Below are 14,310 nucleotides of genomic sequence, written 5' to 3'. Positions count from 1 at the left end.
GCTCGTACGTGGTGCGCAGGGGCGTCATCTCACTCGAACTGACGGGTACCGGCGCCCCGCCCCTGCGCACCACGTACGAGCCGGTCGCGGCCTCGGTACGCGAGGGCGAGGAGGTGGCGGCGGGCGAGGTGCTCGGCACGGTCGAGCCGACGGGCTCGCACTGCACGGCCTGCCTGCACTGGGGCCTGCTGCGCGGGGACGTCTACCTCGACCCGCTGTCCCTGCTCCCGCCGTGGCTGCTGGACTCGGGGCCGTCGAGACTGCTGCCGGTCCTGGGGGTGCCGCTACCCGAAGAACAGTCCGAAGGGCAGCCCGGGATCCGGTCCGCAGCCCCGGCCGAAGACCCGTCCGCAGACCTGTCCGCAGGCCGGACCGGCGAACAGCGGGCGATCAGCCGCGCACGCCCCGCAGCGCCATGGAGACCGCCGCCCGGGTGATCGCCCCGGGCTCCTCGGCCGCGCCCAGCTCGATCCGCCGCACGGCCGCGTCCACGACGCCCTGCAGCAGCATCGCCGCGAGCCTGGGCTCGGCGTGGCCCATCTCCGCCAGCGCCTCGACGATCATGGCGATCAGTCCGCCGTGCGCCGCCCGGATCTTCTCCCGCGCACCGGCGTCCAGCTCACTGGCGGAGATGGCCACGACCGCGCGGTGGCGCCCGTCCCCGACCAGGTCGAGCTGCTTGCGCACATACGCCTCGACCCTGGCCTCGGGGGTCGCCTCGCGCTCCATCGCCGCCTCGACCTCGGCCGCCCATACCGGGAAGTCGACGGCGCACAGCTCCTCGACGACGGCCGCACGGGACCGGAAGTACTCGTAGACCGACGACCGGGCGAGGCCCGTCCGTTCGGCGAGGGCGGGGAAGGTCAGCGCCTCCGTTCCGCCGTCGGACAGCAGGGAGCGTGCCGCGTCCAGCAGGGCGGCACGCTGCATCGACCGGTGCTCGGCCACGGAGGCCGCTCGAATCCTTGGCACGCCACCACTTTACGGACGCGTCACCCCGTGCGGGAGACGGTCACCCGGCCGCACGGCCGTCGATCGGGTCGCGACTGACGGCGTCGCGAGGCCATAAGCCCAGCTCAACGGCCAAAACTGGCCAGCTTGGCGCGCAGTTGCAACACCGACTTGGTGTGGATCTGGCTGACCCGGCTCTCGGTCACCCCCAGCACGTTGCCGATCTCGGCGAGCGTGAGGCCCTCGTAGTAGTACAGGGTGACGACGGTCTTCTCGCGCTCCGGCAACGTGTTGATCGCCCGCGCCAGGAGCCGGCGCAGCTCGCGGTCCTCGGCGACCTCCACGGGATTGTCGGCGGCGGTGTCCTCCAGGGTGTCCATGAGGCTGAGCCTGTCGCCGCCCTCGCCCCCCGCGTGCAGCAGCTCCTCCAGGGCGACCACGTTGGCCAGCGACAACTGACTGAAGACCGCGTGGAGGTCCTCGACCGCGATCCCCATCTCCACGGCCACCTCGCTCTCCGAGGGGGTGCGGCGCAGCCGTGCCTCCAGCGTGGCGTAGGCGCGCTCCACGTTGCGCGCCTTCTGCCGCACCGAGCGGGGGATCCAGTCCAGCGCGCGCAGTTCGTCGATCATCGCGCCGCGGATCCGGGTGATCGCGTACGTCTCGAACTTGATCTCGCGGTCGACGTCGAACTTCTCGATCGCGTCGATCAGCCCGAACACACCGGAGGAGACGAAGTCGGCCTGTTCGACGTTGGGCGGCAGCCCCACGCTGACCCGGCCCGCCACGTACTTCACCAGGGGCGAGTAGTGCAGGATCAGCTGTTCCCGCAGCCGCTCGTCCCCCGTCGCCTTGTACGACCGCCACAGCTCGTCGAGCGTCGAGGGGGCGGACGGTCGCACGCTGCCGCCGTCGCGGGCGGCTGGGGGGACCGCCGCCCGGTCGGACCCGGAGGTGTGCTGGGGCATTCGTCGCCTTGTGCCGTTCTGCCGTGATGTGGTGCGCCTGAGGCTGCCGGTCTGCTGTCTGGTGGTCGCCTGTTGTCGGTCGTGTTCGTGAGGCCCTCGTGAGCGTAGCGTGACTGGACCGTCGCGTTGTGCGAAGGAGTGGGTGGGGAGTGTGCGCAGATACGTTCCGCTGAACGCTCTACAGGGGGGACGATGATCGCTCTGCGTGATCACTCGAATACCTCAACTGCCAGATTTCCCACGGGCGTCGGGGTTCCCCCGGACGGCCGAACACGGTGCGTCAGCAGGGACTCCGCCCCTCGCGGACCGAGATCATCGCCTGGCGTGTCAACTTCCAGCCATCGCCGTGTCGTTCGACGTAACCAAGTGCTCGAAGCTCGTACAGTCTCGCGATCGCGTCGTCCTGCGTGGTCTGCGCACGGCGTGCCGCCTCGGCCGCCGTCGCCGTGCCGCGCGCGGGCAGTCCGGCCAGCACGTGGCGGGTCCGGGGTTCCAGGAGGTCGGTGGGCAGGACCGGCCCGCGCCGCTCCGGGGACAGCTCTCCCATGTCGCCGACCAGTTCGACGACCTCGGCGGCGTCACCGACGAGCACGGCGTCGCCGCGCAGCAGTTCGTGCACGCCCGCGGACAGCGCGCTGGTGGCAGGCCCGGGCACGCCCATCGTGTGCCGGCCCAGGCGTTGCGCGGCCCGGGCCGTGACCAGGGAACCGCTCCGGTAGGCGGCCTCGACCACGACCGTGCCCCGGGTGAGGGCGGCGATCACGCGGTTGCGCAGGATGAATCTGCTCGGCGTCGGATGGTCACCGGGTGGCAGCTCGCCGACGACCAGCCCCTGCTCGGCGATCCGCGTGATCAGCCGGGTGTGCCCCGGTGGATAGGGCCGGTCGACGCCGCAGGCCAGCACGGCGGCGGTGGCTCCGCCCGCGCCGAGGGCGCCCCGGTGGGCGGCGCCGTCGACCCCGTAGGCGCCGCCGGACACCACCACCCAGCCCCGTTCGGCGAGGCCGGCGGCGAGGGTGGCCGCCATGTGAGCGCCGTACTCGGTGCAGGCACGGGCGCCGACCACGGCCACGGAGCGCAGCGCCCACATGCGCAGGCTGGGCCCGCCGCGCACCCAGAGCCCGAGCGGCCGGGCGTCGCCGAGGTCGTCGAGCTGCCCCGGCCACTCGGCGGTGCCGGGTGCCACGAACCGCACGCCGGCGGCACGTGCGACGGCCAGGTCCCTTCGGGGGTCGGCCTGGCCCGCCCGCGCGCACAGCCCGGCCCACCGTTTCGCGCTCACCCCCGGCAGGGCACGCCCTCCCTCGCGCAGTCGCCGCACCACCTCCGCGGCCCCGCGCTCCCGCACCCACCGTCCGCCGGTCTCGTCGCCGGGCTCGAGGACCCGGCTGAGGAAGACCCGGCCGAGCAGGTCGGAGTCCACGGCGCCCTCCCGGTCCGGGTTGGCGATGGCTGCCGCGGCGGCCGGGGCCACGCCTCGGTCCACGCCGTCCCCGACGGCCGGGGAGACCGGGGAGACCGGGGAGACTCTGTCCGCAGCCTCATGGGCCCCGCCAACCCGGCCGACCGGGCGCGCCCCGCCCGCAGCGTCCCCGGCACCGCGTGCAGGGCCCGGCTGGGCCTCAGCGCCCCTGCCGGGCGGGGCGCCACCCGCGATCGCGTCCTCTCCCCCGGGCCCGGCACTCCCGCCCGAGGTGTCCGAGGCGCCCGCGCCGGACGAGGGGGCCTCGCCAGGGCCGCCGCCTCCGCTCCGGGCCGGCACGCCTTTCCGGGCACCACCGTTCCCGCGACCCCCGCCGTCCGCTCCGGCCGGGGCCTCACCTGCGACCGGGCCTCCGCTCCAGGGCACCGCGTCCGCGTTGACGCGCCCGCTCACGTCAGCGCTCCCAGAGCCATCGGCACGCCGCGTGGCACCCCGGTGCGCAGTTGGAGGGCGAGGGCGACGTCCCCCGCGTCGGGTCGACCATGACCGACGAGGTCCGCGACGGTCCAGGCGACGCGCAGGACGCGGTCGAGGCCGCGGGCGGTGAGTACCCCGCGTTCCAGGCTGCGCTCCGCCTCATCCAGCGCGCCGGGCGCGGCATGCCAGCGGGTGCGCAGCTCGCGGCCCGCTACCTCGCTGTTGGACAGCCACGGGGTGCCCGTGAGGCGTGCGGACGCCCGCGCCCGGGCCGCCGCCACCCGGTCGGCGACGGTCGCGGTGGTATCCCCGCGGCTTCCGCCCCCGGTCAGCTGGCCGCGGGTGACCCGGTCCACCTCGACACGGAGGTCGACCCGGTCGAGCAGCGGACCGGACAGCCTGGCCTGGTACCGGCGGATCGCCGAGGGCGGACACTCGCAGAGGTCCTCCCGCCGCGAGAACCGGCCGCACGGGCACGGATTGGCCGCGAGCACCATCAGGAACCGGGCCGGGAAGCGCACCACGCCCGCACTGCGCGCGATGACCACGTGCCCGGCCTCCAGCGGCTGCCGCAGGGCGTCGAGGACGTGGCTGCCGAACTCGGGGGTCTCGTCCAGGAACAGGACGCCCCGGTGTGCCAGCGAGACGGCGCCGGGCCGCGCGACGCCGGGGCCGCCGCCGACGAGGGCCTGCATCGTGGCGGAATGGTGCGGTGCGCAGTAGGGAGCCACCTCGATCAGGGGCTTGCCCGGCGGCAGCAGGCCCGCCACCGAGTGCACGGCCGTGACCTCCAGGGACTCCGGCCGGGTGAGTCCGGGCAGGATGGCGGGCAACCTCTCGGCCAGCATGGTCTTGCCTGCGCCGGGCGGCCCCTCCAGGAACAGGTGATGGCCCCCGGCCGCGGCGACCTCCACCGCGGTACGCGCCGACTCCTGGCCCACCACGTCCGCGAGGTCGTGCCCCTGGTCGTACTGGGCGGCGCCCATGCCGTGCATGCCGGTGGCGGCGCCCGTGCCGGGCATGCGCAGGCCGGCGAGGAGCGGGTCGGGGCGGCCCGGCTGGTCCTTTTCCTCCTCCGGCACGGGCTCGTCGGCGAGGACGGCGATCAGCTGGCGCAGGCTGCGTACGCCCAGCACCGACACCCCCGGCACCAGGGACGCCTCGGCGGCGGCGCACTCGGGCACGACCACCTGCTCGTAGCCCGCCTCGGCCGCGGCCAGGACCGCGGGCAGGATGCCGCGCACCGGCCGCACCCGGCCGTCCAGGCCCAGCTCCCCGATCATGACGACGTCCGCGAGCACCCGCGGGTCGATCCGCTCGGCGGCACCCAGGACGGCGGCGGCGACGGCGAGATCGAAGCCGCTGCCGCTCTTCGGCACCGACGCGGGGCTGAGCCCCACCGTCAGCTTCTTCTGCGGCCACTCGGCGCCCGAGTTCACCACCGCGGCCCGCACCCGGTCCCGGCTCTCGGTGAGGCTCTTGTCCGGCAGCCCCACCAGCGTGAACGCCGCCACACCTGGTTCGAGGTCGGCCTGGACCTCGACCACCACTCCCTCGACACCGACGAGGGCCACGGAGCACGTACGCGCGAACCCCATCACGCCACCCCCCGGGCGTGCTCGACCCTGGGGGCGCCGCGCTGCGGGAGGAGAACGCCCACCAGGTCGATGCGCACACCGCCGGGTGGGGCTCCGCCGTGGGTCTGGATCCAGCGCTCGGCGAGCCGCCGCAGCCGGTCCGCCTTCTCGGGGGTCACCGCGGCCATCGGGTGTTCGAAGGAGCCGCCTCTGCGCGTCTTGACCTCGCAGACGACCAGGACGTCCCCGTCCCGGGCCACGATGTCGATCTCGCCGGTCCTGCCGCAGCGCCAATTGCGCTCCAGGACCGTCATGCCGGCTCCGGTCAGCCGGCGGGCGGCGAGTGTCTCGCCGTACTTGCCCATCGCACCTCGTGCGTTCACGTCGGCACCACCTCCGGCGCCAACGATGAGGGCAGCTCAGCGAGCTGTTGGATCTTGGTGGACGGTCAGCCGACTGTGGACAACTTCGTCACCCACACGGGTGAAAAACGTCCTCGGGTGGCCCGCCCTCACCCGCCCGGAAGCTCCAGGTCACTCTTGTTCAGCTCTTCGATGTTCACGTCCTTGAACGTCAACACACGTACCTGCTTCACGAACCGAGCCGGCCGGTACATGTCCCACACCCAGGCGTCCGCCATCGAGACCTCGAAGAACACCTCGCCCTGGACCGAGTGCACCTGCATCTCGTAGTCGTTGGTGAGGTAGAAACGCCGCTCGGTCTCGATCACGTATTTGAACAGACCGACGACGTCGCGGTACTCCCGGTAGAGCTTGAGCTCCATCTCGGTCTCGTACTTTTCGAGGTCCTCGGCGCTCATGGCATGTTCCCCTTCAGCCGTGCGGGTCCCCCCATTGTGCGCCAGTCCCGTGCACCCCTAGACGATTTCCGTGTCCAGGGTCACCGGCCCGGCCGGGGGACCCTCGTCGAGCAGCGTGCGGAGCAGCCCGGCGAGTCTGGTCGGGTACACCGTCTCACGTGCCCCGGTCAGTTCCTCACACGTCCACCAGCGTGCTCCGGCGACGCTGCGCCGCTCCAGCTCGGTGAGCCCGGCGCCGACGGCCCCGGTCGAGGTCTGCCGGGTGCGAGCCAGGTAGTACCACTCGTCCTGGTCCCAGCGGCGGCCCGCGAAGGGGAAGGAACACCTGCGCCGCCACAGCACCGGGCCGAGTTCGACATCGGCGATGCCGGTCTCCTCCAGCAGCTCCCGCCGGGCGGCCTCCTCACGGGTCTCGTCGCCCTCCACACCGCCGCCGGGCGTGAACCACCAGTCCTCGGCCGGGTCGTCCGGTTCGTGGCCGTGCAGCAGCAGGATGCGGTCGTCGGGATCGAGCAGCACGACCCGCGCGACCCTGCGCAGTCCACCCCGGTAGGTGTCCTGCCCGGCCGGGGTCGGCTCAGCGCCCATCGGCGGGCTCCGCGGCGCGACCGGCCCGCGAGGCCGCGGCCCGCTTGGCGACGGGACCGTACGCCCCACCGCCCAGGATCAGCACGGCCCCGGCGATCACCAGGACGACGACGGGCGTGAGCGGCCCCGGCGAGGAGAGGCCGCCCAGGGTCTCGAAGCCGGTCGGCCGCTCGAGCATGCCGGTCATGGGCCAGACCACGGCGTCGACGCGGGCGTCCACGGCACCGCTCGAGACGGTGCCGCGGGCCGCGTCGGTGAGGTGGGCGGTGGAGTCCACGGAGTTGTCGCGCTCGTCGCCGAGCAGGAACAGACGGCCCTCCGGGACGTTCACGGTCTGGAAGTCCATGATCTCGGCCGGTGTGCCGGCGGGCAGGTACGGCTCGTCGATCACCTTGCCGTTGACCTTGAGCTTGCCCTCCTGGCAGCAGGAGACGGTGTCCCCGCCGACGGCGACGACCCGCTTGACCATCGGGGCGTTGGCCCAGGCCGTGTCCTTGAAGACGACGACGTCGCCGCGCCGTACGTCGCTCCCGTCGATGCGCTCGGCGAGCACCCGGTCACCGACACCGATGGTCGGGGCCATCGAGCTGGTCGGCACGGTGTACGGCCGGTAGACCACGGCGCCCCAGGCGAACCCGCCGAGGAACAGCACCATGCCCAGTGCCACGGCGAGGCCGGACAGTCGCTGCCCGGTCCGGCTGCCCACCGGACCCTTGTTCGCTCCCCCGCGCGGGGCCGTACGTGTCGTGCTCTCGCCACCCATGGAGCCGCACCTTACCCGGCGGTACCCCAACGGGGCAGCCCCCCTCCCGAGGGCCGGGAAGAGGGCTGCCGCGTCGATGAGGACGTATGAGCAGGGGCGCGTCAGCGAACTTCGGCGGCGGCGCGCCGACGGCGGCGCCACCAGACGGCCGGGAGGACGCCGGCGACGGCGAGCCCCTGGGGCGCGGCCGACAGCGCGGCGGCGGCCGGCGACCCGGCCTGGAGACCGTCCTGGTCGAAGGTCTCGGGGACCGGCAGGTTGTCCCAGCGGTTCATCGGCCAGGCGACCACGACCGCGCGGCCGACGACCTCCTTCACCGGGACCATGCCCCCGTGCTTGTCCGCCTGCTGGTAGCGGGAGTCCTTCGAGTTCTGCCGGTGGTCGCCCATGACCCAGATGTAGCCCTCGGGCACCGTGACCTTGAACCGGCCGCCCTGGTCGTCGTCGGTGCACGGCGTGTTGCCGGGGTAGACGTACGGCTCGTTGAGGGCCATGCCGTTGACCTTGAGCGGGCCGGTCTTGTTGCACTCGACGGTGTCGCCGCCGACGCCGATGACGCGCTTGATCAGGTCCTTCTCCTCGGCGGACGGCATCAGGCCGATCCAGCTGAGCACTGTCTGCAGCGCGTTCGGGTCGGGGGTCGGCTCGCCCGCCAGCCAGTTGTCCGGGTCGTGGAAGACGACGACCTCGCCGCGCTCGGGCTCGGAGCCGAACCAGGGCGTGAGCTTGTCGACCAGGACACGGTCATTGATCTTGAGCGTGTTCTCCATCGACGAGGACGGGATGGAGAACGCCTGCACCAGGAACGTCTTGATCAGCAGCGCGAGCACCAGCGCGATACCGATCAGGATCGGCAGTTCCTTCCAGAAGGAACGCGGCTTCTTGGTCTCACGGTGTGGCGTGGGTGGCGTCCCGCCCACGCCCTCGTCCTGCGTCCCGTTCTGTTCGTTCGTCACCCTGCCGTCCTCGGTTGCGGAGCCGTGACCGGAGTCGCGGGCACCGTCCGGGGCCGGGCCGGCCGTCTCCTCGGGGCGTCCGCGGTTCTCCTCGCCGTCGTGTCCGGACCGTGCGCCAACCGCCACATCCCCCACGCCAACTCCTTACTCTCTGCCGCCGCCCGCCCCGTATACGGCGCAGGCCCACCACTCCCATAACGAGCGGGAGTTCCGCAGGGGTCGGGAGTTGCATCATCGCGTTCGGATCGTCGGGGGCAACCCTATGCGACAGCCGGGGAGCGGCGGTCGCACCGGAGGCCGAGTCGGTGACGGATGCATACGTTTTCGGCTCGTCCAGGGTGGTCCAGTGACCGAACGGCCAGGCGATCACCATGGCGCGTCCCACCACCTCCTCCTCGGAGACCGTGCCGAAGTCGGTGTCCTGGTGGGCGCGGGAGTCGGCGGAGTTGGACCGGTGGTCGCCCATCACCCACAGCCGTCCCTCGGGGACGGTGACGTCGAACGGCGTCCGGGACGGGGTGTCACCCGGGTACAGGTAGTCCTCGTTCAGCGGGACGCCGTTGACGGTGACGCGACCCTGGGTGTCGCAGCACTTGACCTTGTCCCCGCCGACGCCGACGACCCGTTTGATGAGGTCCTTCTCGTCGTCGGACGGCAGCAGGCCGATGAAGGCCAGGCCCTCCTTGACCTGCTTGACGACGACGGGGTCGTCCTTCTTGGTGGTCTGCTCGCCCTGGAGCCAGCCGCCGGGGTCCCGGAAGACCACGACGTCCCCGCGCTGCGGTTCGGAGCCGAACCAGGGGGTGAGCTTGTCCACCAGGACCCGGTCGCCGATCTGGATGGTCTGCTCCATGGAGCCGGACGGGATCACGAACGCCTGGACGAGGAAGGTCTTGAGCACCAGCGCTATGAGCACGGCGACGCCGATGAGGAGCGGTATCTCCTTGACGGCGCCGCGCCTGCGGCGCCGTTTGACCTTGCGCTGGAGCTTGCGCCGCTCCGCGCGGGAACGGCCGCCGGAGGGCGCGGCGGTGCGCCGGGAGCCGGTGGGCAGCAGGTTCTCCGCGGGGCTGCTGGGGGCTCCGCGCGGTTTCCCGCGGCTACCCATCGGCGCCCGCGGGCCCGCGCGCGTCGCCGGCCCCTCCGTCCGCGTCCGCGTCGGCCTCCGGCACGCGCGCGTAGGCGTCGGGACGGTCGAGGTGGGTGGCGTGGGCGAAGGGCCAGACGATCCAGTCGGCGCGACCGATCACCTCGTCCACCGGGATCATGCCGCCGCCCGGCGAGCCCAGGTGGTCGCGGGAGTCGCTGGAGCCGGACCGGTGGTCGCCGAGGACGAAGAGGGCGCCGTCGGGGACGACGACGTCGAAGCGCACCGTCGACGGGCGGTCACCGGGGTACAGGAACTCCGACTCGTCGACCGACTGGCCGTTCACCCGTACCCTCCCCTCCCTGTCGCAGCACACCACGTGGTCCCCGCCCACACCGACCACGCGTTTGATGTAGTCGCCGGGCCCGAAGAGTCCCGTGCCGTCGAAGACCACGACGTCGCCCCGCTGCGGCCGCCCACCGAAACGGTACGCCAACTTATTTACGAGAACCCGGTCACCGATCCTCAATCCGCGCTCCATGGATCCGCTGGGGATCTGGAACGGCCGCAGTACGAAGGTGCTGAGCAGCAGCAGGAACAGCAGCAGCGTCAGCAGGGTGACGGTGATCCGGCCGCCCGGCACCCAGTCCGTGATCCGCCCCGCGAACGCGGAACGCGACCGTTCCTCCTGGCCCTCCGGATCCGAGGGCTGCTCGGAGTCGGAAGGGCGGGAGGAGCGGTCGCGCTCCGTGGGCTGTGCTTCGGTGTCCATCGGGGCCAGATGCTATCCGGCCCCGGCGCGGACCTCTCAGGCGCTCAGCTCTCGCGCTTCTCCTTGATCTTCGCGGCCTTGCCGCGCAGCTCGCGCAGGTAGTACAGCTTGGCGCGGCGGACGTCACCGCGGGTGACGAGCTCGATCTTCTCCACGATCGGGGTGTGCACCGGGAAGGTGCGCTCGACGCCGACGGAGAAGGAGACCTTGCGGACCGTGAAGGTCTCGCGGATGCCGGCACCCTGGCGGCGGATCACAACGCCCTTGAACTGCTGCACACGGGAGCGGTTGCCCTCGATGACGCGCACGTGGACGTTGACGGTGTCGCCGGGGCGGAAGGCGGGGACGTCGGTGCGCAGCGACGCGGCGTCGACGGAGTCGAGCAGGTGAGACATTTCGTCTGCTTTCCTCGCTGATGCCACAGGTCATCAACGGAAACTAGGTGTTTCGGATTCAGAGTCGTGCGGGTCGGGACGGGCGTCGTGTCCCCCTGTGGCAGGGGCGCGCTCCGGACGGACGCACAACAGCGGCCTATTGTTCCATGCCGGGGGTCCTGCGCCAAAATCGGCCGTACGGCTCCCCCTCCGGGTCCGGCGCCCAGCCCAGGATGGAGAGCATCTCGCGGTCCTTCTTATCGAAGACCTCGGGGCCGCACCGCTCGATCAGGTCGGGCCGGTTGGCCGACGTGCGCCGCAGGGCCTCGTCCCGGCGCCAGCGGGCGATCTTCCCGTGGTGGCCGCTGAGCAGCACGTCCGGGATGCCGCGCCCGCGCCACTGCGGCGGCTTGGTGTGGACGGGGCCCTCCAGGAGGTTCGCCATGGCGCCGGGGGCGAAGGAGTCGTCCCGGTGGGACTCGGCGTTGCCGAGGACGCCGGGCAGCAGCCGGGCCACGGCCTCGGTGACGACCAGTACGGCCGCCTCGCCGCCGGCGAGGACGTAGTCGCCGATGGAGACCTCGTACACCGGCATCCTGGTCGCGTACTCGTCGACGACGCGGCGGTCGATGCCCTCGTAGCGGGCGGGCGTGAAGATCAGCCAGGGCCGCTCGGAGAGGTGGACGGCGAGTTCCTGGGTGAAGGGCCGGCCGCTGGGCGTGGGCACGATCAGGGCGGGCTCGCCGGAGCCTGCCTCGTAGCCGTCGGCCAGGACGGAGTCCAGCGCGTCGCCCCACGGGTCGGGCTTCATGACCATGCCGGGACCGCCCCCGTAGGGGGTGTCGTCGACCGTGTTGTGCCGGTCGTAGGTCCACTCGCGCAGGTCGTGCACCTGGACGTCGAGCTGTCCACGCGCGCGTGCCTTGCCGACGAGGGAGACGTTCAGCGGTTCCAGGTACTCGGGGAAGATCGTGACGACGTCGAGCCGCATTACGCGCCTTCCTCCGGGGACTTCTCGGCGTCCCGCGCGGAGGCGATCTCGGCGCGGTCGTCGATCAGGCCCGGCGGCGGGTCGATGACCGCGCGCTGCTCCTCCAGGTCGATCTCCGTGACGATCTCCGACACGAACGGCACGTAGACCTCGCTGCCGTCGGGGCGCTCCACCACGAACAGGTCCTGGGTGGGCAGGTGGGAGATCTCGGTGATCCGGCCGACCTCGGTGCCGTCGGCGGTCACCACGTCGAGGTCGACGAGCTGGTGGTCGTAGTACTCGTCGTCGTCCTCGGGACGCTCGTCGGGGTCGACGTCGGCGATCAGCAGGGTGTTGCGCAGGGCCTCGGCGCCGGTGCGGTCGTGGACGCCCGCGAAGCGCAGCAGGAGGCGGCCGCTGTGCACCCGGCCGGTCTCGATGGTCAGCGGGCCGGCGGTGGCGGGGTCGGTGGCCAGGACGGCGCCGGGGCCGAGCCGCAGCTCCGGCTCGTCGGTGCGGACCTCGACGGTGACCTCGCCCTTGATGCCGTGGGCGCGGCCGATGCGAGCGACTACCAGCTGCACTGTGCTTGATCTCCTGTCGGAACTGCGACGAGCCCGGCGGGGCTCACGACCCCGTGCGGGGCTCTACGACTGCGGGCCGGGGACGGCCCATGGCCCTCCCCGGCCCGAGCCGGTGCTGCGTTGTGGCGTCAGCGGACGTGGTCCACGTCGACGAGGTCGACGCGGACACCGCGGCCGCCGATGGCGCCCACGACGGTGCGCAGGGCGCGTGCGGTGCGGCCGTTGCGGCCGATCACCTTGCCGAGGTCGTCGGGGTGCACCCGGACCTCGAGCACACGCCCGCGACGCAGGTTGCGCGAGGCGACCTGCACATCGTCAGGGTTGTCGACGATGCCCTTCACGAGGTGCTCGAGAGCCTCCTCGAGCATGCTCAGGCCTCGGTCGACTCGGACGAGGAGGACTCGGCGGCGGCCTCGTCCTTCTTGTCGGCCTTCTTCTTCTGGGTGATCGCCTCACCCTTGCCCTCGTCCTCGCCACCGATCGCCTCGAAGGACGGGCGGGCCGCCTTCTCGGACGGCTGGAGCAGCGGGGCCGGGGCGGGCTCGCCCTTGAACTTCTGCCAGTCGCCGGTCTTCTTCAGGATGGCGAGCACGGGCTCGGTCGGCTGGGCGCCGACACCGAGCCAGTAGGCGACACGCTCGGCGTCGACCTCCATCACCGACGGGTTGTACGTCGGGTGGTACTTGCCGATCTCCTCGATGGCCCGGCCGTCACGGCGGGTACGGGAGTCGGCGACGACGATGCGGTAGTGAGGCGAACGGATCTTGCCCAGACGCTTCAGCTTGATCTTGACTGCCACGGGAGTGGATTCTCCTGGTTTTGACGTGATTGGGCACGGCGAGAGAGCCGCGTGGGGTTGCGGTACCCGAGTGCCCGATGGACGCGTCAGCCGGAGGAGAGAGGGGTCCTGTGCGACTGTCGAGTACAGCTTGCCATTGTGCCACACGCGGGCAGACCCCTCGGACCGGAGGGCACCGGGGCCGCCCTCCGGTCCGGCGGAGCGGGTCCGACGACAGAACCTGGCCCGGGTCCGGCTGCCACGAGCAGCCGGACCCTCAGCTCACGCCCGCGCCGACCACCTCCGGGATGCGGAACGGCTTGCCGCAGCCGCCGCACATGATCGGGGCCTGGGCCAGCACGGACGGGACGACCCGTACGTTGCGCCCGCAGTCGCAGACGGCCTTCACGCGCACCCCTCCCCCGGAGGAGCCGTGGCGGGCGGCCGGACCGCGGAAGCTGCGGGCCGAGTCGGTCGCGGTGGCGGCGGTGTGGGCCTTCAGCGCGCGCTGGAGGCGTTCGGTCGTCGGGCGGTAGCGGCGCTTCGCCTCGGGGGTGAGGGTGACCAGTGAGAAGCCGCTGCTGGGATGTGGCTCCTCGGGGTGGTCGAGGCCCAGCTCCTCTGCGATCGCCAGGAATCGACGGTTGTGGTAGCGCCCCGCGCGGGAGGTGTCGCGTACTCCGCGCGCGGCGGCGATGCCGTGGACTGCCTCATGGAGCAGTCGCTCGAAGGAGAGCTCGTGCCCGCAGGCGGACGACGACTCTCCGATCAGGGACTCGGGCGCGGCAAGATCGGGCAGCTCGGGGTGGTACCGCTGAATGTCGGCCCACGCCTGCGCCAGCTCTGCGGCGAGAACAGGTGGTGTCGTGCTCACGTAATGACAACGAGCCGGAGTGCCGCTGTGTTCCTATTCCGGGGCATCCCAAATAATTTGCACGTACCAGTCAGTTGCCGCTGATGCGTCCCGACGAGGGCGGGTGCGCTGATCTGCGGAGAAGCCTCACAGCTCATACCAAGCTGGTGCGTAGTCCGACGTACGCCCCGGCGTGTAGCGGTCGTCCACGCTCCGGGGGCGCGGGGCGCTCTCGTGCGCAAGGGGCGTTTCGGCCGCCGTCGCACCGGAGCGGAGGCGTCCGGGCGGACGCGGCGACGTGGGCGACGTTACCGGGTGGGCCGCCGGGGTGCGGCACCACCCCGTCCCCGGCGGCCCACCCGGTAACGT

Annotated in this window: 16 protein-coding genes and 2 pseudogenes; 1 reads left to right on the top strand and 17 read right to left on the bottom strand. The window is 72.2% G+C overall.

Annotated elements, in window-relative coordinates:
* Positions 1-437 (top strand): annotated as a pseudogene (locus DMH12_RS31500) (M23 family metallopeptidase); the annotation flags it as partial.
* Here the strand turns inward: DMH12_RS31500 and DMH12_RS31495 are convergent.
* From DMH12_RS31495 to DMH12_RS31415, 17 genes and pseudogenes are all read right to left on the bottom strand, one after another.
* Complete coding sequence (locus tag DMH12_RS31495; RefSeq protein WP_125494805.1) at positions 391-948, bottom strand: TetR/AcrR family transcriptional regulator; 558 nt, start codon at positions 946-948, stop codon at positions 391-393. The pseudogene DMH12_RS31500 and the gene DMH12_RS31495 overlap by 47 nt on opposite strands.
* 128 nt (positions 949-1,076) lie before the next feature.
* Positions 1,077-1,919 carry an RNA polymerase sigma factor WhiG gene (whiG, locus tag DMH12_RS31490; protein WP_125494802.1) on the bottom strand — a complete coding sequence of 281 codons (843 nt, stop codon included), beginning with the start codon at positions 1,917-1,919 and terminating at the stop codon, positions 1,077-1,079.
* Positions 1,920-2,199: 280 nt separating this feature from the next.
* Entirely contained in the window at positions 2,200-3,393 is a 1,194-nt protein-coding gene (gene dprA / locus DMH12_RS31485; protein ID WP_399189479.1) for a DNA-processing protein DprA, read from the bottom strand.
* A gap of 398 nt (positions 3,394-3,791) precedes the next feature.
* Entirely contained in the window at positions 3,792-5,417 is a 1,626-nt protein-coding gene (locus DMH12_RS31480) for a YifB family Mg chelatase-like AAA ATPase (RefSeq protein WP_125494801.1), read from the bottom strand.
* Positions 5,417-5,779: a YraN family protein gene (locus tag DMH12_RS31475; protein WP_125494800.1), complete on the bottom strand. Its 363-nt coding sequence runs from the start codon at positions 5,777-5,779 to the stop codon at positions 5,417-5,419. The genes DMH12_RS31480 and DMH12_RS31475 overlap by 1 nt, the downstream gene beginning before the upstream one ends.
* A gap of 128 nt (positions 5,780-5,907) precedes the next feature.
* Entirely contained in the window at positions 5,908-6,216 is a 309-nt protein-coding gene (locus DMH12_RS31470; protein WP_003965949.1) for a DUF2469 domain-containing protein, read from the bottom strand.
* A gap of 57 nt (positions 6,217-6,273) precedes the next feature.
* Positions 6,274-6,804, bottom strand: a complete 531-nt coding sequence (locus tag DMH12_RS31465) for an NUDIX hydrolase (RefSeq protein ID WP_125494799.1) — start codon at positions 6,802-6,804, stop codon at positions 6,274-6,276.
* Positions 6,794-7,567, bottom strand: a complete 774-nt coding sequence (gene lepB, locus DMH12_RS31460) for a signal peptidase I (protein WP_125494798.1) — start codon at positions 7,565-7,567, stop codon at positions 6,794-6,796. Before lepB (DMH12_RS31460) ends, DMH12_RS31465 begins: the two co-directional genes overlap by 11 nt.
* A 101-nt stretch (positions 7,568-7,668) precedes the next feature.
* Complete coding sequence (gene lepB / locus DMH12_RS31455; RefSeq protein WP_399189473.1) at positions 7,669-8,658, bottom strand: signal peptidase I; 990 nt, start codon at positions 8,656-8,658, stop codon at positions 7,669-7,671.
* Positions 8,549-9,631: pseudogene (lepB, locus tag DMH12_RS31450) on the bottom strand (signal peptidase I); the annotation flags it as partial. The pseudogene lepB (DMH12_RS31450) and the gene lepB (DMH12_RS31455), both read right to left, overlap by 110 nt.
* On the bottom strand, positions 9,624-10,382 hold the full coding sequence (gene lepB, locus DMH12_RS31445) for a signal peptidase I (RefSeq protein WP_125494797.1): 759 nt from the start codon (positions 10,380-10,382) through the stop codon (positions 9,624-9,626). The pseudogene lepB (DMH12_RS31450) and the gene lepB (DMH12_RS31445), both read right to left, overlap by 8 nt.
* A gap of 44 nt (positions 10,383-10,426) precedes the next feature.
* Positions 10,427-10,777, bottom strand: coding sequence for a 50S ribosomal protein L19 (gene rplS / locus DMH12_RS31440; RefSeq protein ID WP_122615168.1), 351 nt, complete (start codon positions 10,775-10,777; stop codon positions 10,427-10,429).
* Between the two features lie 136 nt (positions 10,778-10,913).
* Positions 10,914-11,747 (bottom strand): tRNA (guanosine(37)-N1)-methyltransferase TrmD, encoded by an 834-nt coding sequence (gene trmD, locus DMH12_RS31435; protein ID WP_125494796.1) that lies wholly within the window; start codon positions 11,745-11,747, stop codon positions 10,914-10,916.
* The gene (gene rimM / locus DMH12_RS31430; RefSeq protein ID WP_125494795.1) at positions 11,747-12,310 is read right to left on the bottom strand and encodes a ribosome maturation factor RimM; all 564 of its coding nucleotides are present in this window, start codon (positions 12,308-12,310) and stop codon (positions 11,747-11,749) included. The genes trmD and rimM overlap by 1 nt, the downstream gene beginning before the upstream one ends.
* A gap of 128 nt (positions 12,311-12,438) precedes the next feature.
* Positions 12,439-12,678, bottom strand: coding sequence for an RNA-binding protein (locus DMH12_RS31425; protein ID WP_003973401.1), 240 nt, complete (start codon positions 12,676-12,678; stop codon positions 12,439-12,441).
* 2 nt (positions 12,679-12,680) lie between these two features.
* The gene (gene rpsP / locus DMH12_RS31420; RefSeq protein ID WP_125494794.1) at positions 12,681-13,109 is read right to left on the bottom strand and encodes a 30S ribosomal protein S16; all 429 of its coding nucleotides are present in this window, start codon (positions 13,107-13,109) and stop codon (positions 12,681-12,683) included.
* A gap of 256 nt (positions 13,110-13,365) precedes the next feature.
* A complete protein-coding gene (locus DMH12_RS31415; RefSeq protein ID WP_122615172.1) occupies positions 13,366-13,962 on the bottom strand; it encodes a hypothetical protein in 597 nt (198 codons plus the stop codon).
* Between the last annotated feature and the right edge of the window lie 348 nt (positions 13,963-14,310).

It is taken from the genome of Streptomyces sp. WAC 04229 (assembly GCF_003947455.1).
Lineage (GTDB): Bacteria > Actinomycetota > Actinomycetes > Streptomycetales > Streptomycetaceae > Streptomyces.
Note: the sequence above shows the minus strand (reverse complement) of the source record. Positions and strands in the feature narration are given on the sequence as shown.